Source organism: Actinomycetospora sp. 2LY8.5, assembly GCF_057180585.1.
Genome location: NZ_JBXUHE010000036.1, coordinates 42535 through 63279 on the forward strand (window position 1 = coordinate 42535; position 20745 = coordinate 63279).

General features: G+C 74.8%; 21 protein-coding genes and 1 pseudogene. 9 read left to right on the forward strand and 13 right to left on the reverse strand.

The features are described 5' to 3' along the window. The 5 genes from AC2A1K_RS28015 to AC2A1K_RS28035 all read right to left on the reverse strand — a co-directional run bounded on the left by AC2A1K_RS28015 (position 1) and on the right by AC2A1K_RS28035 (position 4743). Positions 1–1215 (reverse strand): acyl-CoA dehydrogenase family protein, encoded by a 1215-nt coding sequence (locus tag AC2A1K_RS28015; protein ID WP_483899629.1) that lies wholly within the window; start codon positions 1213–1215, stop codon positions 1–3. Further along, positions 1212–2507: an NtaA/DmoA family FMN-dependent monooxygenase gene (locus tag AC2A1K_RS28020; RefSeq protein ID WP_483899630.1), complete on the reverse strand. Its 1296-nt coding sequence runs from the start codon at positions 2505–2507 to the stop codon at positions 1212–1214. The genes AC2A1K_RS28015 and AC2A1K_RS28020 overlap by 4 nt, the downstream gene beginning before the upstream one ends. Beyond that, complete coding sequence (locus AC2A1K_RS28025; RefSeq protein ID WP_483899631.1) at positions 2504–3442, reverse strand: LLM class flavin-dependent oxidoreductase; 939 nt, start codon at positions 3440–3442, stop codon at positions 2504–2506. The genes AC2A1K_RS28020 and AC2A1K_RS28025 overlap by 4 nt, the downstream gene beginning before the upstream one ends. Before the next feature lie 251 nt (positions 3443–3693). Further along, positions 3694–4032, reverse strand: a complete 339-nt coding sequence (locus AC2A1K_RS28030) for a cupin domain-containing protein (protein WP_483899632.1) — start codon at positions 4030–4032, stop codon at positions 3694–3696. Positions 4033–4077: 45 nt separating this feature from the next. After that, positions 4078–4743, reverse strand: a complete 666-nt coding sequence (locus AC2A1K_RS28035; protein ID WP_483899633.1) for a GntR family transcriptional regulator — start codon at positions 4741–4743, stop codon at positions 4078–4080. Positions 4744–5214: 471 nt separating this feature from the next. On the opposite strand from AC2A1K_RS28035, the gene AC2A1K_RS28040 reads away from it, so the two are divergent. From AC2A1K_RS28040 to AC2A1K_RS28070, 7 genes are all read left to right on the forward strand, one after another. Continuing rightward, complete coding sequence (locus AC2A1K_RS28040; protein WP_483899634.1) at positions 5215–6132, forward strand: dihydrodipicolinate synthase family protein; 918 nt, start codon at positions 5215–5217, stop codon at positions 6130–6132. 166 nt (positions 6133–6298) lie between these two features. Further along, positions 6299–6793, forward strand: coding sequence for a cyclase family protein (locus AC2A1K_RS28045; protein WP_483899635.1), 495 nt, complete (start codon positions 6299–6301; stop codon positions 6791–6793). Beyond that, positions 6790–7947, forward strand: a complete 1158-nt coding sequence (locus AC2A1K_RS28050; protein ID WP_483899636.1) for an LLM class flavin-dependent oxidoreductase — start codon at positions 6790–6792, stop codon at positions 7945–7947. Before AC2A1K_RS28045 ends, AC2A1K_RS28050 begins: the two co-directional genes overlap by 4 nt. Then, positions 7944–9266 (forward strand): NtaA/DmoA family FMN-dependent monooxygenase, encoded by a 1323-nt coding sequence (locus AC2A1K_RS28055; protein ID WP_483899637.1) that lies wholly within the window; start codon positions 7944–7946, stop codon positions 9264–9266. The genes AC2A1K_RS28050 and AC2A1K_RS28055 overlap by 4 nt, the downstream gene beginning before the upstream one ends. A gap of 29 nt (positions 9267–9295) precedes the next feature. After that, the gene (locus AC2A1K_RS28060) at positions 9296–10033 is read left to right on the forward strand and encodes an enoyl-CoA hydratase/isomerase family protein (protein WP_483899638.1); all 738 of its coding nucleotides are present in this window, start codon (positions 9296–9298) and stop codon (positions 10031–10033) included. Next, complete coding sequence (locus tag AC2A1K_RS28065) at positions 10030–11373, forward strand: MFS transporter (RefSeq protein WP_483899639.1); 1344 nt, start codon at positions 10030–10032, stop codon at positions 11371–11373. Before AC2A1K_RS28060 ends, AC2A1K_RS28065 begins: the two co-directional genes overlap by 4 nt. Beyond that, positions 11370–12125 (forward strand): SDR family NAD(P)-dependent oxidoreductase, encoded by a 756-nt coding sequence (locus AC2A1K_RS28070; RefSeq protein WP_483899640.1) that lies wholly within the window; start codon positions 11370–11372, stop codon positions 12123–12125. Before AC2A1K_RS28065 ends, AC2A1K_RS28070 begins: the two co-directional genes overlap by 4 nt. 33 nt (positions 12126–12158) lie before the next feature. Here the strand turns inward: AC2A1K_RS28070 and AC2A1K_RS28075 are convergent, their stop codons facing one another. From AC2A1K_RS28075 to AC2A1K_RS28095, 5 genes are read right to left on the reverse strand one after another with little or no spacing between them, the layout of a single operon-like run. Continuing rightward, entirely contained in the window at positions 12159–12950 is a 792-nt protein-coding gene (locus AC2A1K_RS28075; protein WP_483899641.1) for an ABC transporter permease, read from the reverse strand. Continuing rightward, a complete protein-coding gene (locus tag AC2A1K_RS28080) occupies positions 12947–14110 on the reverse strand; it encodes an ABC transporter substrate-binding protein (RefSeq protein ID WP_483899642.1) in 1164 nt (387 codons plus the stop codon). The genes AC2A1K_RS28075 and AC2A1K_RS28080 overlap by 4 nt, the downstream gene beginning before the upstream one ends. Continuing rightward, entirely contained in the window at positions 14107–14835 is a 729-nt protein-coding gene (locus AC2A1K_RS28085; RefSeq protein WP_483899643.1) for an ABC transporter ATP-binding protein, read from the reverse strand. The genes AC2A1K_RS28080 and AC2A1K_RS28085 overlap by 4 nt, the downstream gene beginning before the upstream one ends. Beyond that, positions 14811–15881 (reverse strand): hypothetical protein, encoded by a 1071-nt coding sequence (locus AC2A1K_RS28090; protein WP_483899644.1) that lies wholly within the window; start codon positions 15879–15881, stop codon positions 14811–14813. The genes AC2A1K_RS28085 and AC2A1K_RS28090 overlap by 25 nt, the downstream gene beginning before the upstream one ends. After that, the gene (locus tag AC2A1K_RS28095) at positions 15878–16438 is read right to left on the reverse strand and encodes a DUF4242 domain-containing protein (RefSeq protein WP_483899645.1); all 561 of its coding nucleotides are present in this window, start codon (positions 16436–16438) and stop codon (positions 15878–15880) included. The genes AC2A1K_RS28090 and AC2A1K_RS28095 overlap by 4 nt, the downstream gene beginning before the upstream one ends. A gap of 245 nt (positions 16439–16683) precedes the next feature. Between AC2A1K_RS28095 and AC2A1K_RS28100 the strand changes: the two genes are divergently transcribed. After that, positions 16684–17247, forward strand: coding sequence for a TetR/AcrR family transcriptional regulator (locus AC2A1K_RS28100; RefSeq protein ID WP_483899646.1), 564 nt, complete (start codon positions 16684–16686; stop codon positions 17245–17247). A 4-nt stretch (positions 17248–17251) separates the two neighbouring features. Here AC2A1K_RS28100 and AC2A1K_RS28105 read toward each other — a convergent pair whose 3' ends face one another. The 3 genes and pseudogenes from AC2A1K_RS28105 to AC2A1K_RS28115 form a co-directional block, all read right to left on the reverse strand. Next, the gene (locus AC2A1K_RS28105; protein WP_483899647.1) at positions 17252–18400 is read right to left on the reverse strand and encodes a YeiH family protein; all 1149 of its coding nucleotides are present in this window, start codon (positions 18398–18400) and stop codon (positions 17252–17254) included. Then, positions 18400–18582 carry a hypothetical protein gene (locus AC2A1K_RS28110; protein ID WP_483899648.1) on the reverse strand — a complete coding sequence of 61 codons (183 nt, stop codon included), beginning with the start codon at positions 18580–18582 and terminating at the stop codon, positions 18400–18402. The genes AC2A1K_RS28105 and AC2A1K_RS28110 overlap by 1 nt, the downstream gene beginning before the upstream one ends. Before the next feature lie 264 nt (positions 18583–18846). Beyond that, positions 18847–19155, reverse strand: a pseudogene (locus tag AC2A1K_RS28115) (HNH endonuclease signature motif containing protein); the annotation flags it as partial. 633 nt (positions 19156–19788) lie between these two features. Between AC2A1K_RS28115 and AC2A1K_RS28120 the strand changes: the two are divergent. Further along, entirely contained in the window at positions 19789–20703 is a 915-nt protein-coding gene (locus tag AC2A1K_RS28120; protein WP_483899649.1) for a haloalkane dehalogenase, read from the forward strand. The last annotated feature ends 42 nt before the right edge of the window (positions 20704–20745 follow it).

A 20745-nucleotide genomic window follows, 5' to 3' on the forward strand; every position in this document is an offset into this window, starting at 1 on the left:
TCAGGTCGCCGGCGTGCTCCACGCCGACCACTCCGCCGACGGCGAGACGCCGTTGAGCAGGTGGTCGCCGATCAGGCGGGCCTTGAACACCGCGGGGTTGTGCGAGGCCAGCGTGCGCGCGTTGCGCCAGTGCCGGTCCAGGCCGCGCCCGGTCGACGTGGCCGACGCACCGCCCACCTCGAACAGCTCGTTCGCCGCGCCCAGCACGGTGTCCACGACGACGAGCTGGGCGCGGTAGACCGCGAGCTCGGCCGCGTCGACGGCCCCCCGGGCGAGCCCGCGGGGCCCGGCGGTGTCGACGGCCGCCTGCACCGCGCGGGCCGCGCTCGCCACCAGCTCGTCGGCGGTGAAGGAGGCCGCCGACACCCGCCCGACGATCTCCTGCACCAACGGGTCGTCGCGCGGGACGGCGCCGCGGCCCGTGACGAACGACCGCCGGCGCGGGCGGACGAAGTCGACGGTGTCGCGCACGACCGCACGCCCGATCCCGGCGAGGACGGCGAGCAGGTAGAGCTGGAAGAACGCCGTGGAGTGGGTCAGCGCGCGGTCGCGGTAGTCGACGACGTGGTCGGGGTCGATGTCGACGTCGTCGAACACCGTGGTGCCGCTGCCGGTGAGCCGCTGCCCGAACCCGTCCCAGTCGTCGTCGCGGCGCACGCCCGGGGCCTGAGCGGGCACGGTGGCGGTGACCCGGTCGCCGTCGAGCTGCGCGGTGATGGTGATCCAGTCCGCGAAGATCGTGCCGGTGCTGTAGTACTTCGTGCCCGACAGCAGCAGGCGCTCGCCCTCGCGCCGCAGCACGGTGGACGGCGCGCTGGAGGGGGCGTCGCCGCGCTCGCTGGCGGCGTTGCCCACCAGCCCGCCCGCGACGGCGTCCTCCAGCCAGCGGTCCCGCCGGGCCGACGCCGGGGCGACCAGCTGCTGCTCGACGTGGCCGAAGTGCCCACGCAGGAGGTGCGCGACGTTCGCGTCGGCCTCGGCGAGCCGCGTGACCAGCGCGATCAGCTCCGGCACCGTCGCCTCGCCCCCGCCGTAGGCCCGCGGGACCCGCAGCGCGCCGAAACCCAGCGCGCGCAGCCGCTCGACCGGCGCCCAGGGCAGGGTGCGCCCCTCCTCGCGGGCGAGCTCGCCCTCGTGGATCTCGGCGAGGAGCTGCTCGAACGCGTCGGGTGGGGTCCCGGACGGTGCCGCCGCGGTGGCGAGCGTGTCGGTCATGCGGTGAACCCCTTCTCGATACCGGCCGAGCCGGTGCCGGCGAGCCCGTAGCGCTCGCGCAGCGTCGTCCCGGCGTACTCGTGGCGGAACAGCCCGCGGGCCCGCAGGAGCGGGACGACGTGCTCGACGACGTCCTCGAGCCCCGAGGGCAGTGCGTCGGGCATGAGGTTGAAGCCGTCGGCGGCCCGTGCGGAGAACCAGTCGGCGATGGTGTCGGCGACCTGCTCCGGGGTGCCGACGAGCAGCCGGTGCCCGTAACCGCCGAACTCGCCCAGCAGGCCGCGCAGCGTGGGACGGCGCTCGCGGGCCACCCGCACCACGGCCTCCCGGAATCCCAGCGCGCCCCGGAAGCGCTCCGGCTCCGGCGGGTCGTCGAGGAGGTGGTCGGGGACCGGGGCGTCGAGGTCGAGGGTGGCCAGGTCGACGCCGAGCACGCCGCCGAGGCGTCCGAGCGCGTGGTCGGCGGGGACGTGGCGCTCGAAGGACTCGTGGCGCGCCCTGGCCTCGGCCTCGGTGCCGCCGAGCACGGTGACCAGACCGGGCAGGATGCGGATCGCGTCGGGATCCCGGCCGAGGCGCCGCGCCCGGTCCTTGACGTCGGCGTAGTGCCGCTGCCCGGCCTCGAGGGTCAGCTCCGCGGAGAACACGGCGTCGGCGGAGCGGGCGGCGAGGTCGCGTCCCCACGCCGATCCCCCGGCCTGCACGATCGCCGGCGCACCCTGGGCCGACGGCGGCACGGTGAGCAGGCCGTCGAGGGCGAGGTGCTCACCGCGGTGGTGCACGACCCGCCCGGTGGCCGCCGAGTCCCACAGCGCGCGGACCACGTCGACGAACTCGCCGGCGCGGGCGTAGCGGGTGGCGCGGTCCGGGTGCCCGTCCAGACCGAAGTTCGCCGCGCTCGCCTCGTGGTACGTGGTGACCGCGTTCCACCCCAGCCGTCCCCCGGACACCGTGTCGAGGGACAGCAGGCGGTCGGCGAGCTCGACGGGGTCGTTGAACGTCGTCGACGCGGTGACGATCAGCCCGAGGTGCGTGGTGGCGGCCGCGACCGTCCCGAGCACGACGGTCGGCTCGAGGTTGCGCGAGGGCTTCATGCGCGGGTCGTCGCGGATCGCCGGGACGTCGGCGAGGAACAGCGCGTCGAGCGTGCCCCGCTCGGCGAGCTCGGCGCAGCGCCGGTAGTGCTGCGGGTCCAGGAACGAGCGCCCGTGGAGATCGGGCGCGCGCCACGCGGCGAGGTGCAGACCCACGTCGAGGACGTTGACGTTGAGGGTGAGCTGGTCGGTTCTCATCGGGCGGCTCCACTGCCCGCGGCCGAGGCGGGCATCGGGGCGAACGGGCGCCCGGCGCCGGGCGGCGTCGGAGCACGGTCGGGCAGGCCCAGGCGCCGGCGCAGGGTCGCCGACGGCGCGGCCGGGGCGTCGGCGGGGTCGCGGAAGCGGTCGGCGAGCCCGGCGGGCGGCAGGTCGTCGAGGCGCACCACGACCCCGTCGACCCCGGCCGGCGGGCACACGCCGGGGCCCGACACCTGGACGAAGCGCGGGCCGGGGGCGAGGACCGCGCCCGATCCGGGCACCACCAGCGCGTCGGCGACCGCGTCGGCCGGGCCGGTGTCCGCACCGCCGGTCCACCACCACAGCACCACCGGCTCGCCCTGCGGACCCTCGGGCAGCGGCAGCGGGCCGGCGACGTCGAAGGCGCCGTGGTGGTCGACGTGCGCGATCCGGTGCGACTCGGTGAAGACGCCGCGGCGGTGGTCGGCGACGACGGCGTCGGCGGGCCAGCTGCGCCACAGCTCGCGGACGACCGTGACCGCGTCGGCGGTCGTCGCCCTGCCCGGCGCGTGGTCGGTCCAGACGGGCGGGCCGCCGGGCGCGCGCAGGTCGCGGTCGCCGACCAGCCAACCGGCGCGGCCGTCGCTGACGTGGTCGAGCGAGGCCACGCGGCGGGCGAGGTTGAACGGGTGGTCGCGCTGCGGGGCGGCGGTGACGACGAGCCCGACGCGCCGCGTGTGGTGCGCGAGCAGCGTGGCCACGACGCTCGGGTCGAGCCCGGGCGCGGTGAGCACCGCCTGCTCGGCGGGGCCGGCGACGCGCTCGGCGCCGATCAGCACGGCGTCGGCGCGGGAGTCGTCGAGCGCTCGCCCGAGACGGGCGGCCCCGGCTCCACCGGGGGCGAGCCAGGCGGCGGCGCGGTCGCCGTCGAGACGCAGGAGGACGGCGGTCATGACAGGTACGGGAGTGCGCGCAAGAGTGGTCCCTGACCTCGAGGTGGATCGGACGAGGCTGGTGACGCCGCGCGAGCGGAGGTGCGGTCAGCGGCGCGGCGGCACGCACGCACAGATCGCGCTCGCCTGCCGCCGAAGGTCGACGTGGCGGCGCGTGCGGAGCGCGACCGAGAGGGACATCGCGTCCGAGCATCGCAGACGCCCCGCCGCCCGGTCCATGCCGCGGATCACGTGGTCGGTGAGCGAGGGACTCACGTGGCGCCGAGCTTGGCCACCGTGAGCAGGACGACCGCGTCCTCCACGGCCTCGAGGCGGTGGCGGGCGTCGGGGACGACGAGCAGGTCGCCGCGGCGCCCGTCCCACGCGTCCTTGTCCGACACGAGGCGCACCCGCCCGTGCAGCACGACCAGCGTCGCCTCGCCGGGGTTCTCGTGCTCGCCGAGCTCGCGGCCCCCGGTCAGCGCGATCACGGTCTGGCGCATGACGTTGCCGTGCCCACCGACCACGGTGTGCGCGGCGCGGCCGGCGGTGCTGCTCCGGGCGGCGGTGAGCTGCTGGCGGGCGCAGGCGTCGAGCGAGAGCTTGAGCATGGTCGTCCCCGTCCGTGCCGTGGTGGTGGACGACCATCGTGGCCCTCAGCCGGCGGCCGCGGCACCCTCGTCGCGCACGAGGGCGGCGATGCGCACGTCGCGGGTGCGCTCGAGGTGCTCGCGCAGCGCCCGGCGGGCGGTGTCCTCGTCGCCGGCGACGATCGCGTCGAGCACGACCTGGTGCTCGTCGTCGGTCGACTCGAGGTTCGCCGAGCGGGTCATGTCGCCGGTGTCGTGCAGCGCCAGCTGGCGGGCCAGGCGCTCGAGCATGTCGGTGATCGTGTCGTTGCGGCACGAGCGCCGCAGGACCGCGTGCCAGCGCCCGTGCAGCCGGCGCGACTCCTCGGGGTCGTCGACGTCGCGAGCCTGGTCGTGCACGTGCTGCAGGCGCGCCAGGTCGAGGCTCGAGCGGTGCCGCGCCGCCGACGCCGCCGCCTCGGCCTCCAGCGCGATGCGCGCCTGGTAGATGTCGACGACCTCGCCCGGCGTGAGCGTCCGCACCACCGGGCCGCGCGGACCCCGCACGATCAACCCGTCGGCCTCGAGGCGCACGATCGCCTCGCGCACCGGCGCGCGGCCCAGGCCGAAGCGCGCGGCGACCGCCGTCTCGAGCACCGGCGACCCCGGGGCCAGCGCTCCGCTGGTCAGCTCCTCGAGCAGCCGCTCGTGCGCGGTCTCGCCCGCACTCGACGTCGAGGCGGCGCCGGTCATGGGTCCTCCCGGGGTCCGGATCAGGAGAACTCTAGAGCACGTGTCGACGAGGACCCGGAACGACCGGAATCGTGTCGACGCGTGAAGACGCTCGTGGACACGTGCTTGCGCAACCCCGCACACGGTCTCTACCGTCGGAGCCGCACGGACGAGCACGGACGAGCACGGACGAGCACGGACGAGCACGGACGAGCACGGACGAGTACGGACGAGGAGGGATCGGCGTGACCTGTCAGCGCGACCTCCTCTCCCACCCCCGCGACACCCGTGGTGACCGCGGCTGCCGCAGCTGTCGTCCGTGCCTCGGCCGCGCCTGACGCGGCACCCCACCCCGGACGCCCACCGGCTCCCCCGCTGACGCGCGCCCGGCCGTGTCGCCCGTCTCGGATCGCCCTGTCTCCCGTGCACCGACGACCCGCGGTCCTCCGTGACCGCGCGCGTCGCCGTGCGCCCACGCCCCGGAAGGCCGCCATGACCGACAGCCTCCTGCCGCCCGGCCTGGTGGTCGCCGCGCTCACCCCGTTCGTCGGCGACTCCGTCCGCGTCGACCGGCGCCGCCTCACTGCGCAGGTCGAGCACATCGCCGCGTACACGCCGTCGGCGATCAGCGTCGCGGGCGTGGAGAGCCAGGAGTTCCAGGTCCTCGGGCGCCGGGTGCGGCTGGCGATGCTCGAGACGGTCGTCGCCGCGGCGCCGGGCGTGCCGGTCGTCGCCGGCGTCTCGAGCCCGTCCCTGACCGAGTCGATCGCGCTGACCAGGGAGGCCGCGAAGCGCGGGGCGTCGCTGGCGCTGGCCGTCGCGTCACCCAAGCCCTGGGGCGCGGCCCCGACCGGCGACGAGGCCCACCGGTGGTTCTCGCTGCTCGCCGACGCCAGCCCGATCCCGGTGATGCTCTACAACAACCCGCGCCTCGGCGTGGACCTGTCCGTCGACACCATCGCCCGGATCGCCAGCCACCCGCAGATCGCCGGGCTCAAGGAGACCTCGCGCGACGAGGCGAAGCTGCTCGGGCTCGTGTCCCGCGTCGCCGAGCACGCCCGCGTGTTCACCAACATGGAGATGCTGCTCTCGACGCTGGTGCTCGGCGGCGCCGGCGCGATGCTCCCCACGCCGGGCCTGCCGGTCGCCGCCCGGGTGCTGGACGCGGTGCACCGCGGCGACCACGAGGCCGCCGCCGCGGACGCGCTGTTCTTCGCCGACTTCCCGAGCCGCTGGAACGCGCTCGGCTTCCTGCCCGCGGTCAAGGCCGCGGCGTCCCTCATGGGCTGCGAGCTCGGTCGTCCGCTGTGGCCGTGGGACGGGCTCGACGAGACCGCCCGCGCCGACCTCGCCGCGCACCTCGCCAAGTGGGACCTGCTCGACCACTTCACCACCGGAGGCCGCTCGTGATCCACGATCTCTCCCACCAGCTCTGGGCCGGCATGCCGAAGATCCCGATCCTGCCCGAGGTCGAGCGCCACCAGATCGCCTCCATGGCCGACGGGGCGCCGCTGGACATCTCGTCGATCACGCTCGCACTGCACGTGGGCACGCACGTCGACGCGCCTCGCACGCGGTGCCCGGCGGCGCGTCGATCGACCGGATCCCGCTCGAGCGCTTCCACGGTCGCGCCGTCGTCGCGGCGGTCGACCGCAAGCCCGGCGAGGAGATCACCGTCGACGACGTGCTGGCCGGCGGTCCCGAGCCGCGGCGCGGGGACTTCCTCGTGCTGCACACCGGCTGGGGCGAGCGCTTCACCTCCGAGGAGTACGGCGACCACCCGAGCCTGTCGGTGGAGCTGGCCCGCTGGGTCGTCGAGCGCGGCATCCCCTTCGTCGGCGTCGACATGATCACCCCGGACCTCCCGGTGCACCGCCGCGGCCCGGACTTCGCCTTCGACGTCCACCGCACGCTGCTCGGCGCGGACGTGCTGGTCGCCGAGAACCTCACCGGGCTCGCGCCCCTCGCCGGCGGGCACGCGCTGCTGCGCGCGTTCCCCCTGGCCGTCCGGGGCGGCGACGCCGGCCCGGCCCGGATCGTCGCGGAAGAGATCCCCGGGGAGACCTCGTGAGCCGCCCCCTCGACCGCGTCGCCGGCCCCCTCGACGACCCCACCAGCCCCCTGTCCCGGGCCGCGCGGGCACCGCTCATGCTCGGGCTGTTCCTGCCCCTGCAGACCGGCGCGTTCTCACAGTCGACGCTGCCGCGCGGCACCCGCTGGGACTTCGAGTACAACCGCGCGCTGACGGCCCGGGCGGAGAGCGCGGGCTTCGAGTTCGTCTTCGGCCTGCAGCAGTGGGTCGGCCAGGGCGGGTTCGGCGGCGAGATGGCCTACCGCGAGAACTTCCTCGACCCGTTCATCTCGACCGTCGCCCTGGCCGCCACCACGAGCAGGATCCTGTCGCTCTCGACGGTGCACGTGCTCTACGGCGACTGGCACCCGCTGCACCTCGCCCGCTTCGCCGCCACCGCCGACCACATCTCCGGCGGGCGCTACGGGCTCAACATCGTCACCGGGTACGCGGAGTCCGAACCGCGGATGTTCGGGATGGAGCGCGTCGACCACGACCGCCGTTACGAGCAGGCCGACGAGTTCACCTCGATCATGGAAGACCTGTGGGCGGGCCGGTCGAACCTCACCTACGACGGCGGGTTCTACCGGCTCCACGAGGCCTACGTCTCCCCGCGGCCGCGCTACGGGCGCCCGATCCTCGTCGCCGCCAGCGGCTCACCGGCCGGCTACGCGTTCGCCGGGCGCCACGCCGACATCGTGTTCACCTCGAGCCCCGCGGGGGCGGACTTCGACGGCGCCATCGACGCGCTGGGAGAGCACGTCGCGACCATCAAGCGCGCCGCCCGCGCGCAGGGCCGCGAGGTCAAGGTGATCATCTTCCCGCTGATCGTCTGCCGCGAGACCGACGCGGAGGCGCAGGCCTACCGGGACGCGATCGTGTCCCACGCCGACCACGGCTCGCTGGTGAACTACCACGCCCGCCACACCGGCGGCGACAGCGAGGCCTGGCCCCGGCACGTGCTCGCCGACCGTGCCCTCGGCGGCCACCTCCAGATCACCGGCGGCCCGGAGAGGGTCGCCGAGTCGCTCGAGCGCCTGCACGCCGCGGGCTTCGACGGCGTCCAGCTGGGCTTCTACGACTACGAGCCCGACCTCGAGCAGTTCGTCGAGACCGTGCTGCCGCTGCTGGAGAAGCGCGGGCTGCGGGGATGAGCCGTTCAGAGGCCGTCCTGACGGCCACCGTCATGGGCCTGGGCATGCACCAGGGCGCGTGGCGGGTCCGCGACGGCGACCCCTTCGACCACCTGGGGCCCGACTACCACCTCGAGAACGCACGCCTGGCCGAGGCCGGCGGGCTGCACGCGCTGTTCCTCGCCGACACCCTCGACGGCTCGGAGGAGCACTACGCCCGGCCGTCGCTCGGCGCGCTCGACCCGGCCGTCGTGCTGGCCACGCTCGCCGCGGCCACCGAGCGGATCGGGCTGGTGGCGACGTCGTCGACCAGCTTCAACGAGCCCTACAACCTCGCCCGGCGGATGGCGAGCCTCGACGCGATGAGCCGCGGGCGCGCCGGCTGGAACGCGGTGACGACGTTCGTCCCCGGCGCCGCCGCGCAGTTCGGCGACGCCCCGCTGCCCGACCACGCGGCGCGCTACGCCCGGGCCGGCGAGTTCCTCGACGTGGTCAAGGGCCTCTGGGGCAGCTGGACCCCGGAGGCGCTGGTCGGCGACAAGGACACCGGCACCTATGTCGACACCGACCACGTGCACGCTCTTCACCACCGCGGCGAGCACTTCGCCGTCCGTGGCCCGGCGACGCTGCCGCCCTCACCGCAGGGCCGGCCGGTGATCTTCCAGGCCGGGTCGTCGGGACCCGGGCGCGACCTCGCGGCCCGGCACGCCGACGTCGTCTTCACCGCGCAGAACACCCTCGAGGCCGCCGTCGCGTTCCGCGCGGACCTGCGTGCCCGCGCCGCCGCGCTGGGCCGCGACCCCGACCACCTGCTCGTCCTGCCGGGCCTGGTGCCGGTGCTGGGCGACACGGCGGCGACCGCGCAGGAGCGCAAGTCCGAGCTCGACGAGCGACGCGGCATCGGCCCCGAGCTCGACAAGCTCGCGCTGCGGGTCGGCGTGCCGGTCGCCGAGCTCGAGCTCGACGCACCGCTGCCGGTCGAGCGCATCCGCGCGAACGAGGGCTTCCGCGGCTCGTACGGGTTCCGCGACGCCGCCGTCGAGCTCGCCGTACGCCGCGGGCTGACCGTGCGCGAGCTGCTCGCCGAGAACGGCGGCGGGCACCTGCAGGTCGTCGGCACCCCCGACGAGGTCGCCGACACCGTCGAGAGCTGGCTCGACGCCGGCGCCGCCGACGGCTTCAACCTCATGATCGACGTCCTGCCCGACGGCCTCGCCGCCGTCGTCGACGAGCTCGTGCCCCGCCTGCGCAAGCGCGGCCGGTTCCCGGCCGGCTACGTCGGGGAGACCCTGCGCGAGCACCTGGGCCTGCCCCGTCCCGCCCAGCCGCTCCCCGCCTGACCCCCCGCACCCACTCCCGGAGGACGACCGTGTCCGCACCCCCCGACGCCGCACCGGTGCGCGTCTCGCACGCCGGCCCCGTCGCCCGCGTCGTCATCGAGCGGCCCGACGAGGCCAACGCCCTGACCTACGCGGCGATGACGGCGTTCGTCGACGCGCTGGAGTCCGCGCGCGACTCCGGCGCGTCGGTGCTCGTGATCAGCGGAGCCGGCGCCGACCTCACCGTCGGGCGCGCCAAGCACGAGCGCGTCCCCGGTGTCACGCGCACCGAGAACCTCTCGCTGATCCTGCGCGCCAACGCCGCCCTCGCGGCGTTCCCCGGGGTCAGCGTCGCCGTGGTCCGCGGCCGCGCGCTCGGCTTCGGCACCGGCCTGGCCCTGCACAGCGACCTCGCGCTCGCCGCCGACACCGCCGTCCTCGGCTTCGACGAGCTCGCCCACGGCCTGCCGCCGCTCGTGGTGCTGACCTACCTCTACCGGCACGTGACGCCGAAGGTCGCCGACGACCTCGTGCTCACCGGCCGCCGCGTCGGCGCCGCCGAGGCCCTGACCCTCGGGCTGGTCTCGCGCGTCGTCGCCGAGGCCGACCTCGACGACGTCGTCGAGCGCACCGTGGCCGAGCTCGCCGGGCGCGACCCCTCCGCGCTGCGCCTGCTCAAGGAGTTCGGCCGCGCCCACAAGAACACCGCCCCCACCCCGAAGGCCGGCGCCGACGCCGTCGCCCGCCTCGTCGACTGGATCGAACGTCCCGAAGGAGCCTCCGCATGACCACGACCAGCCCCCCCTCGTCGACCTCGTCGACCTCGCCGCCCGCGCCGAGCTCCGCACGGCGGCAACGCCGCAGCGCGTTCGCCTCGGCCTGGCTCGGGTGGGGACTCGACGGCTTCGAGACCTACGCGATCGTGCTGGTCTCGAGCTTCGTCGTCGCCGACCTCGTCGGCCCGAACTCGTCGCCGGTGTACGTGGCGACGATCGTCGCCGTCCAGCTGATCGCCTGGGCGCTCGGCGGGCTCGCCTCCGGCGTGCTGATCGACTACTTCGGGCGCCGCCGCCTGCTCATGTACTCCATCGTGCTGTACACGGTGGCGACCGCCCTCTCGGCGCTCTCGCCGAACTTCGCGGTCTTCCTGGTCCTGCGCATCATCGCCGGGTTCGGGATGGGTGCCGAGTGGGGCCCGGGCTCGGCTCTCGTCGCCGAGACGTGGCCGGACCGCTCGCGCGGCAAGGGCCTCGCGCTGCTGCAGTCGGCGTTCGGCTTCGGCTTCCTCGCCGCCACCGCCACGTTCTTCCTGCTCGAGCAGCTCGACGGCACCACGTGGCGCTGGATGCTCGCGGTCGGCGCGGTGCCCGCCCTGCTGCTGCTGTTCCTGCGCAGCCGGGTGCACGAGTCGCCGCTGTGGGAGCAGGCCGACCAGCGCCGCCGTGACGTCGTCGCCCGCGTCGCGGCCGGGGAGGACGTCGACGCCGAGGACCGCGAGCTCACGGTCTTCACCCACCGCCGGATCTTCGCCGACAAGCTGTACCGCTCGCGGATGCTCAAGCTGTTGGTGCTCTCCACCGCGAGCCTCGTGGGCTGGTGGGCGGTCTCGAGCTGGATCCCTCAGTACGCCCGGACGATCGTCTCCGGGCTCGGCCTCGCTCCCGGCACCGTCACGCTGATCCTGCTCGCCTACAACGTCGGCGGCGTCCTCGGCTGGCTCGCGTGGGGTGTGCTCGCCGACGCCATCGGCCGGCGCTGGACGCTGTGGAGCTACTACGCCGGCGCGCTGGTCATGACCTGGGTGTTGTTCGGGCTGTCGTACTCGTCGCTGAACTGGCTGATCGCCGTCGTGTTCGTCAACGGCATCTTCACCCTCGGCCAGATGGGCTGGATGGCGACCTACCCCGGCGAGCTGTTCCCGACCGCGGTGCGCGGCAGCGCGATCACCATCGTCTTCAACGCCTCGCGCTTCCTCGCCGCCGCGGGCGCACTGCTCTCCGGCGCGATCATCGGCGGGCTCGGGGGCATCACGGTCGCCGCGCTGACCATCGGCTCGATCTACGTGCTCGGGCTCGTGTTCTCGCTGATCGTGGGCCCGGAGACGCGCGGGAAGCCGCTGCCGTCGTGACGCTCCGGGACCGCGTCGTCGTGGTCACCGGCGCCGGCCAGGGCATCGGGCGGGCGCACGCGCTGGCGATCGCCGCGGCCGGGGCCACAGTGCTGGTGGCGGAGCGGGACGAGGCTCGCGGTGCGGCCGTGGCGAAGGAGGTCGAGGCCGCCGGCGGGCGGGCCGAGGCGCGGCGGGTGGACGTCACCGACGCCGCCGAGGTGGCGTCGGCGGCGGCGTCGTGGATCGAGGCCTACGGGCGGATCGACGGCCTGGTCAACAACGCCGCGTTGTTCTCGACGATCACCATGCGCCCGTTCTGGGAGATCCCGCCGGCCGAGTGGGACGACGTGCTCGCGGTGAACGTCCGCGGGCCGTGGGCGGTGACGGCGGCGCTGCTGCCGGGGCTGCGCGCGTCGGGGTCGGCGAGCGTGGTCAACATCGGCTCGGACGCCGTGTGGCTCGGACGGCCCGGCTACCTGCACTACGTGGTGAGCAAGGCGGGCGTCGCGGGCATGACCCACTCGATGGCCCACGAGCTCGGCGCCGACGGGATCCGCGTCAACACGGTGTCGCCGGGCCCGGTGTACACCGAGATCGAGCGCGGCACGGTGACCGCGGAGCAGAAGGCCGCGATGCGCGCGGCGCAGGCGCTGCCCCGCGACGCGGGCCCGGAGGACATCACCGGCCCGGTGGTCTTCCTGCTCTGCGACGCCGCCGGCTTCGTGACCGGCCAGACCCTCCACGTCGACGGTGGCCTGATCCACCGCTGACCGGGGCGCGCTGCGCGGGCATGTGAGCGCAAGTCAGTGCTGGAGCACGTCCTTGTGCTCACGTGCGCGCGGCGCACCCGGCTCGAGGGCGCGCCGGGCGAGGGCGTCGAGCAGGTAGCCGAGCACGCCGATCACGAGGATCACCGCGATGACCTGGTCGTAGGCGAGCTGGTCGCGGGCGTTGAGGATCTCGTAACCGAGGCCCGAGGTGACGCCGAGCATCTCGGCGGGCACGAGCACGACCCACGCGATGCCCAGCGCCAGCCGCAGTCCGGTGAGCACGTGGGGGCGCAGGGCCGGGGCGACGACCGTGGTCAGCAGCTCGCGCCGGTCGGCGCCCAGCGACCGGGCCACGAGCAGCAGCCCCGGGTCGAGGGCTCGCACCCCGCCCGCGACGTTGAGCACCATCGGCCACATCGCCGCGGCGGCGACGAGGAAGAACACCGGGGCGTGGCCGATGCCGAACACCCCGATCGCCACGGGCGCCCAGGACAGCGGCGAGATCATCCGCAGGAACTGCACGATCGGTCGCGTCGCCACCTCGACCGAGGTCCACCAGCCCACGGCCAGCCCGACCGCCCCGCCGAGGACGGCCCCGACGGCGAGGCCGACGAGCAGGCGCCACAGGCTCGTGACGATGTCGTCGAACAGCACCCCGCGGGCGGCCAGCTCGACGACGGCGGGCAGGGCACGGACCGGGGAGAACGCGGCGACCATGCTCGCGGGCGGGGCGGCCACGTCGGTGATCACCCACCACAGCGCGACCACGACGGCGATCGCGGCGGCGGGCAGGACGACCCGGCGGGAGGCGGGCAGGGCACTCATGCGGGCAGGACCTCCTCGGTGCGGGTCAGGTCCGACGGCAGGCCGAACACGGCGGGATCGACGCGGGCCAGGGTGCGGCGCACGAAGCGGTCGTCGACGAGGTCCCCGTGCACCGCGACGGGGTCGAGACCGGCGAGGAAGCCGGTGTCGCCGTCGACGACGGTCTCGCGCATCGCCCCGACGAGCGCCTCGGTGTAGCTCGGGAACGGGAAGGGCCGGAAGCCGATGCGCTGGCCCTGCCACTCCGGGTGCGCCACGGCGCCCGAGACGACCGCGGGCTCGAGCGGGTGGTCGAGGGCGCGGGTGATCGCCGGCAGGGGTTGGGGCAGGTAGCGTCCCCGCGACAGGGTGGCCGCGGCCTCGCCGCGGTGCGCGTCGATCCAGATCTGGGCGTCGGCGATCCCGTCGACCACGCTCTGCACCGTCTCGGGCCGCGTGGCGAGGAGATCCTCGCGGGCCACCACGACGCAGCAGGCGTGGTCGCGCCAGGCGTCGCCGACGAAGCGCTGGATGCGGCCCACCTTGCGGATCTCGGCGGCCGCGTTGAACGGGTCGGCGACGACGTAGCCACCGACCGTGCCGGTGTGCAGCGCCGGGAGCATGTCGGCCGGGCTCATGACGACCAGCCCGACGGTGCGCCGCGCGGCCGAGGGGGTCTCGCGCACCACCGGGACGAGGCCGGCGCCGCGCAGCATCTGCTGGAGCACCACGTTGTGGATCGACCACCAGAACGGGATGGCCACCGAGCGGCCCGCGAGGTCGTCGAGGCGCCGGACGTCGTGCCCGACGGTCAGCGCCGAGCCGTTGGTGTGGTTCCACGCGAGCACGCGCAGGCGGGCGCCGAGGGCGTAGCGCAGCTGGACGGCGAAGGGCATGAGCAGGTGGACGACGTCGAGCGAACCGGTGAGGAAGGCCTGGGCGAGCGACTCCCAGCTGCGGAAGAGCACCGGGCGGGCGGTCGCGACGCCGGCGCGGGCGAAGCGGCCCTGGTCGTGGGCGAGCAGCAGCGGGGAGGCGTCCGTGATCGGCAGGTACCCCAGCCGCAGGGGGCCCGGTCCCGGCGCCGGACCCGACGGGGCGCAGCCGCCCAGCCCCGCCGACAGCACGCCGGCGCCGGCCGCGAGCCCGGCGCCCAGCACGCGACGGCGGGAGAGCCTCATCGCGCGCCCACCTGCGCCGTGTAGGACGCCAGCAGTTCCGCGCGCAGCGGGTGGCCGGCGAGGCCGTCGTGACCCTCGGGTGGCGCCGTCGCGTACCGCCCCGCCGTGCGGCCCGACCCGTCGAGCACGGTCACGGCGGTCGCCAGGTAGAGCGCCTCGTCGACGTCGTGGGTCACCAGCACGACGGTGAGCCCGAGCGCGCGGGCCGTGTCGCGCAGCCAGGTCTGCAGGCTGCGCCGCGTCGCCGGGTCGAGCGCGCTGAACGGCTCGTCCAGCAGCAGGACGTCGGGGCGCACGGCCGCCGCGCGCGCCACCGCGACCCGCTGGGCCTGCCCACCCGAGAGCTCCGGGGGACGGGCTCCGGCGAGCTCGCGCAGCCCGAACAGGTCGAGCAGCTCGTCGACGCGGCCGGCGTCGACGCGGCCGCGGTTCGCGCGGTAGCGCCCGCCGAGCGCGACGTTGTCGCGGACGTCGAGCCACGGCAGCAGCAGGGGCGCCTGGAACACCGTCGCCGTGCGCACGGGACCGTCGGGCCGCTCGAGCCGCCCGTCCTGCAGCGGTTCGAGCCCGCCGAGCACCCGCAGCAGCGTCGACTTCCCGCTCCCGCTGGGGCCGAGGACCACCAGCGACTCGGCGCGCTCGACGTCGAGGTCGAGACCGTCGAGCACGGTGTGCGCGCCGTAGGCCAGGCGTGCCCCGCTCAGGCGGAGCGCGAGAGCTGCCATCGCAGCTGCCCTTCGGTCGGGGCCTGCACCGGCAGGAACGCGGCCTCGCGCAGGCGTCGGCTGGGTGCACTGTCCGCCACGTACGCGCCGCCGCCCCGCACGCAGGACTCCAGGCGCGTGGCCTCCCCCGCAGCGACCGCCGCGTCGAGACGCAGGGCGAGCAACTCGGGGACGGCGACCTCGTCACAGCGGGCGGCGTGGTCGTGCAGGCGCCGCGCCGCGCCGTCCACCGTCGCGCCGAGGGCCTCGAGCTGGTCGGCGAACATCGCGGCCAGGCCGGTCGCGCGTTCGCGGGCCTCGGCGAGCGAGCGGCGCGCGAGCCCGAGGCAGAAGGCGGACTGCACGAGCAGGAAGCGGGGGCGCACCGCGGCCACGAAGCCGGCCATGTCCCCGGTGAGGACCCAGGGCGGCTCCACGAGCACGTCGTCCAGCGCCATCGAGGACGAGGCGGTGGCGTTGAGGGCGAGCAGCCGAGGCGGCGGGTGCACCGTCACCCCGGCCTGGTCGGTGCGGAACGCGACGACCCCGCGGGCGCGCCCGTCGTCCTCGGGCAGCCGCACCGGGGCGACGACGAGGGCACCCGGGTAGAGGTTCGACGCCCACGCCACGGGACCGCTGACCCGCAGGCGGTTCCCGTCCCGCCGCGCCTCGAGCGGCACCGGGCCGAGACCGGCGAGGTCGCGCAGCGCCGGTGCCATCCCCGTGGACCCGATCGTCTCCGCACGCACCAGCGAGTCCAGCACCGCCGCACGAGCAGGGTCGGATCCGATCGCCTCGGCGTGCGCGAGGTAGTCGACGACCATCCGGTGCGCCCAGAGCGTGAACGCGCTGCTCAGGCACTCCCCCGCCACCGCCTCGACGAGGGCGACGATCGCGGGGACCTCGTCGCGGCGCGCCGGTCCGGCGGCGAGCTCCAGCAGGCCCTCCGCGGCGAGGAGCGCGAGCGTGTCGCGGAGGTCCGCCTCGTCGCGGTCGACCGCGCCCGCGCGTGCCGCGAGGCGCTCGAGCAGGACGGTGCGGTCGGCGACCGACGGCGCCGCACTCACCGCGTGCTCCCCCGCCGGCTGCCCTGGGGCGCGAGCTGGTGCAGGCGGTCCACCGGCGTGCTCACCGCGGCGCGAGCACGCCGCACGGCGGCCTCGTCCGGGGCGTCGTAGAAGCACAGACACTTGTCCATGTCCTCGCGCACGTAGGTGCGCAGGAAGGTCGTCTCCGGCACGGTGCGGTAGAGCGGCGCCTTGGCCTTCTTGTTCGCCAGGTAGGTGTCCATGTCCAGCTCGTCGGGCAGGTCCCACTCGACGAGGTAGCCGGCTGCGGGCCGGGCCGCCTTGACCGTCTCGAGGTCGGCGCCGACCAGCCGCACCGGCTCGGGCCCGGTCCACCCGCGCACGCCGTCGAGACCGGAGAGCGCCGTCCCCACGGCGGCCGCGACGTCGTCCTCCGTGTCGACGATCACGAAGACGGTGCCGAACCCCGCGGTCACCTGGGACTCGACGAGCTCGGCCCCGACGTCGCCGACGGCGCCGGCCACGGCGTCGAGCAGATCGTCGACGGCCTCGCGCTCGGCGCGGGCGGGCGTGATCTCGACCAGGGACAGCGACATGGTGCTCCTCCTCTTCGACACCCCCCGGACAGGTCGCCTCGATCGGGCGAGCGGAAGGGGTGGAAAACGCGCCGCACACAGGGGCGCAGGACCCGCGGGCGACCTCAGACGAGGGCGGCCGGACACGACGCGCTGGCGACGCGGCGCAGGTCCACGTGGAGGCGCCGGGCCAGCAGCGAGCGGGTCACGTCACGACTATCGAACAGACTGGTCTGTCTGTCAACGGCGGTCGTATGCTGCTCCGCATGGGCACCGCGGTGGACCGGACACCGGCCGAGCGCCTGCTCTCGGTGGCCGGTGAGCTCTTCGCGCACGAGGGGATCCGGGCGGTCGGCATCGACCGATTGATCGCCGAGGCGGGCGTGGCCAAGGCCAGCCTGTACCAGAGCTTCGGTTCCAAGGACGCGCTGGTCGTGGCCTACCTGACCCGCCAGCACCAGGAGGACCGGCGCGGGTACGAACGGGCGGTGCTCCGCGTGGAGGGTCCCACCGCCCGAGCCCTGTTGCCCTTCGACCTCGCGGCGCGCAAGGCGCGCGGGCGGGACTACCGCGGGTGCCTCTACCTCAACGCCGCCACGGAGTTCCCCGGCGCGCACAGCCCCGTGGCCGGCGTCGTGGGCGAGCACCGCGGCTGGCTCGACGGCCTGTGGCGCGGCGACCTCGAGGAGCTCGGCCACCCCGACCCCACGACCGGGGCGGCCGAGCTCGCGGTGCTCTACGACGGCGGGCTGGCGGGCTCGAAGGCCACCCGCTCCACCGCGCCGATCACCACCGCCCGCGCGATGGCGGAGCGCGTCCTGGCGGTGTGACCGCTCATGCCGCGACGCCTCGGAAGAGCAGCAGCGCGAGACCGAGACCGAGCACCAGGTTCACCACGGTCGCCGCCCCGAACACGCCGACCGGCCGCCAGCCGGCCTCCCGCAGCGGGCCGGGCCGGAACTCCAGCCCGATGGACACGAACGCGAGCGTCAGGAAGAAGGTCCGCAGCGCGTTGACGGTGTCGATCGCGTCCTCGCCGGCGTCGCCGACCACGCCCAGGTAGATCGTCCCGATGATCGAGGCGGCGATGAACCCGAGCACGAACTTGGGGAACCGGTGCCACAGGTCGACCCAGCGCGGACGCGCCGAGTCCGCCGACCGCTCGACGCGCAGCGCGAAGTAGGCGGTCAGCGCGACGGCCACGACGCCCATGAGGGCGTTCTGGGTGACCTTGACGATCGTGGCGATCTGCAGCGCCTCCTCACCGACGAGCGCACCGGCCGCACTGACCGCCGCGGTGGTGTCGATGTTGCCGCCGATCCAGGCGCCGGCCACCGCCGACGGCAGCCCGAACAGCGTGGCCAACCACGGCAGCAGGAAGATCGACGGAAGCGCGAAGACGATGACCAGGCTGGCGCTGTAGGCCAGTTGTTCCTTCTTGGCCTGCACGGCGCCGGCCGCGGCGATCGCGGCGCTGATCCCGCAGATCGACACCGCCGACGCGAGCAGCGCGCGGAGCTTCTGGTCGACACCCAGGCGACCGGAGAGCCACCAGGTGAACGCGAAGACGCTGGTCACGAGGACGAGCGCCTGGATGATCGCCGGGCCGGCGGCGCCGACCACCACGGCGAGGTCGATCGACGCGCCCAGCAGGACCAGGCCGGTCTTGATGAAGAACTCGGTGCGGAACGCCGAGGCTAGCTTCTCGCGGATGCCCAGCAGGCCCAGGACGAGGTTGCCCAGCAAGCCCAGGACGATGGCGTAGATCGGGTACTCGATGCCCTCGGCGAGCCCCGACCACGCGGTGTCCTCGGCGGCCTCGGGCACCCCGTCGGCGAGCAGGCCGCTCAGCAGGGCCAGCCCGACGACGACCACGAGGCCCACGAGGGTCCAGAGGACCGTGGCGCGACCGTCGGGGGTCTGCGGGAGGGGACGTTCGGTGGCCGTCCGGCCCTCGGGGTCGGTGTCGTCGGTCGAGGCCATCAGGGCACCAGCCAGCCGGGGAACAGGCCGGCGAGCACCAGCGCAAGCAGGACGAGGCCGACGATCGTGGCGGCCCAGTCCTCGGTGAGGGCGAGGGAGCGAACGCGTCCGACGCGCTGCTCGTCCGCGGCGTCGGTCTGATCGGGAGCGGACGCGCGCGCGTCCGGGGAAGGGTCACTCATCAGGTGGGCTCCGTGTTCGGGGCGGGACGACCCCTCGCGGGGGCCGGGGGCCGGGACCGTCAGGAGCGACAGAGGGCCGCGGACGTGCGGCAGAGGTCCACGTGGTGACGACGGGCGCCGGGCGGCGCGGGCGTTGTCACGATCACGAGTTCAGCGAACGACACCGTCGGGCACTTGTCAACGACCACCTCGAGCAGGGCCCTGGTCGGCGCCTGCACCCGCAGCCCCGTGGAGCCGCAGCGCTCGGCGCTCGTGAGGGCGGCGTCAGGTCGGGACGCGGGGCCGTCCGCCGAGGCGGGGTTGTCGGTGGGGGTCGAGCCAGTCGGGTGGGGTGAACCAGGGGCGGCCGTCGACGATCGTCACGGTCCAGTGGCTGTGGTGGATCAGGTGGTGGTAGCGGCACAGCAGCACCAGGTTGTCGATCTCTGTAGGTCCGTGGTCGCGCCGGTGCTGGATGTGGTGGGTGTGGCAGCGTCGGGGGCGGCGAGTGCAGTCGGGGAAGGCGCAGCCGCCGTCGCGGAGGTTGAGGGCGCGGCGGACGGCGTCGGTGACGGTGCGCTGGAGTCGCCCGACGGTGGTCCAGGCCGATCTCCCCGGCGGCGGCCACGGTGGCGGTGGCGGGCAGCCGCGGGGGTAGTGGCTGGCCGGGCAGCGACGTGCGGGGGCACAGGTCGCGGGCCTCGGCCACGAGGCGTTCGCCTCGGCGGCGGGGAGGCGCCACAGGGCTTCGAGCAGGCGCTGGGTGGAGCGGTCAGGCCCCGGAGAGGGCGATCACAACGGGCTCGCCGGCGCTTGACCCCTCCGGTCGACGAGCCGAGGATCAGCCCACCGCGAGGATCTGGACCCGCGGATACGGGCACGAGACGACGAGGGGGACGCGTGGGCGGAAGCCGGCTGGCCCGTCGCCGTCACGTCGACCTCAAGCGTCTCGCCAGCGCGGCGTGTCCCCGCGTCTGAGCCGTCCCTGAGCTGATCACCCCGACCGATCACCCCGGTCGATCACCCCGGTCGTCGCCCCAGCACGGTGTGCGGTCGCGCTGTCGCGCGCGCCGACGCCCGGACCCGGAACCGACGACGCTCACCCGGGACACCCCTGTCCGCACCCCGACGCCGTCATCGGCGGCTTCGGAGGCCGCGACGCTGCCGGCCGCGCACGTCCCGGGCACCGACCTGCCCGACAACCGACTGCTGATCCTGGAGACCCCCATGTCCGACACCACCACCCAGGCGCACCCCGCCTTCGGTCCCACCGCCGTCGCCCGCGACGCCGAGGTCCTCGGCTCGACGATCCACTACGTGGAGTCCCTCGCCGGCGACGACGGCAGCCGCGACCCGATCGTCTTCCTGCACGGCAACCCGACCAGCTCGTTCCTCTGGCGCCACGTCTTCTCGCGCCTCGAGGGCCAGGGCCGGCTGCTCGCCGTCGACCTCATCGGCTTCGGCGACTCCGGCAAGCCCGACATCGACTACTCGCTCGTCGACCACCAGCGCTACCTCGACGCCTGGTTCGACGCCCTCGAGCTCACCGACGTCACCCTCGTGCTCCAGGACTACGGCGCCACCTTCGGCCTGCACTGGGCGAGCCGGCACCCCGACCGCGTGCGGGCCGTCGTGCTCGCCGAGCCGGTCATCGCGGCCATCGAGTCCGAGGCGCTGCCCGAGGCCTTCGTGTCCACCCGGGCGCTCGTGCGCACGCCCGGCGACGGCGAGAAGTTCGTGCTCGACGACAACCGCTTCGTCGGCGAGCTGTTCCCCGGCTTCTTCCTCCAGCCCCTCGCGGACGACGACCTCGCCGAGTACCTGCGCCCCTTCCCCACCCCGGAGTCGCGCCGGCCGGTGATCGTCTTCCCGCGGCAGCTCCCGGTGGACGCCGACCCGGCCTCGACCGTCGAGTACCTCGACGCCTTCACCGACTGGTTGCGCACCAGCGACGTCCCGAAGACGCTGCTGACCTACGAGCCCGGCTTCCTGCTCACCCCGAAGGTCCTGGAGTGGGCAAAGGCGACGATCAAGAACCTGGAGGTCACCGACGGCGGCGCCGGCATCCACTTCGTCCAGGAGGAGTCGCCGGAGCCGATCGCCGACGCCGTCGTCGCGACCCGCGCACGCGCGGGCTCCTGAGCCGATCCGGCGCGAGCGGGGGCTGTTCCGGGGGAGCACGCG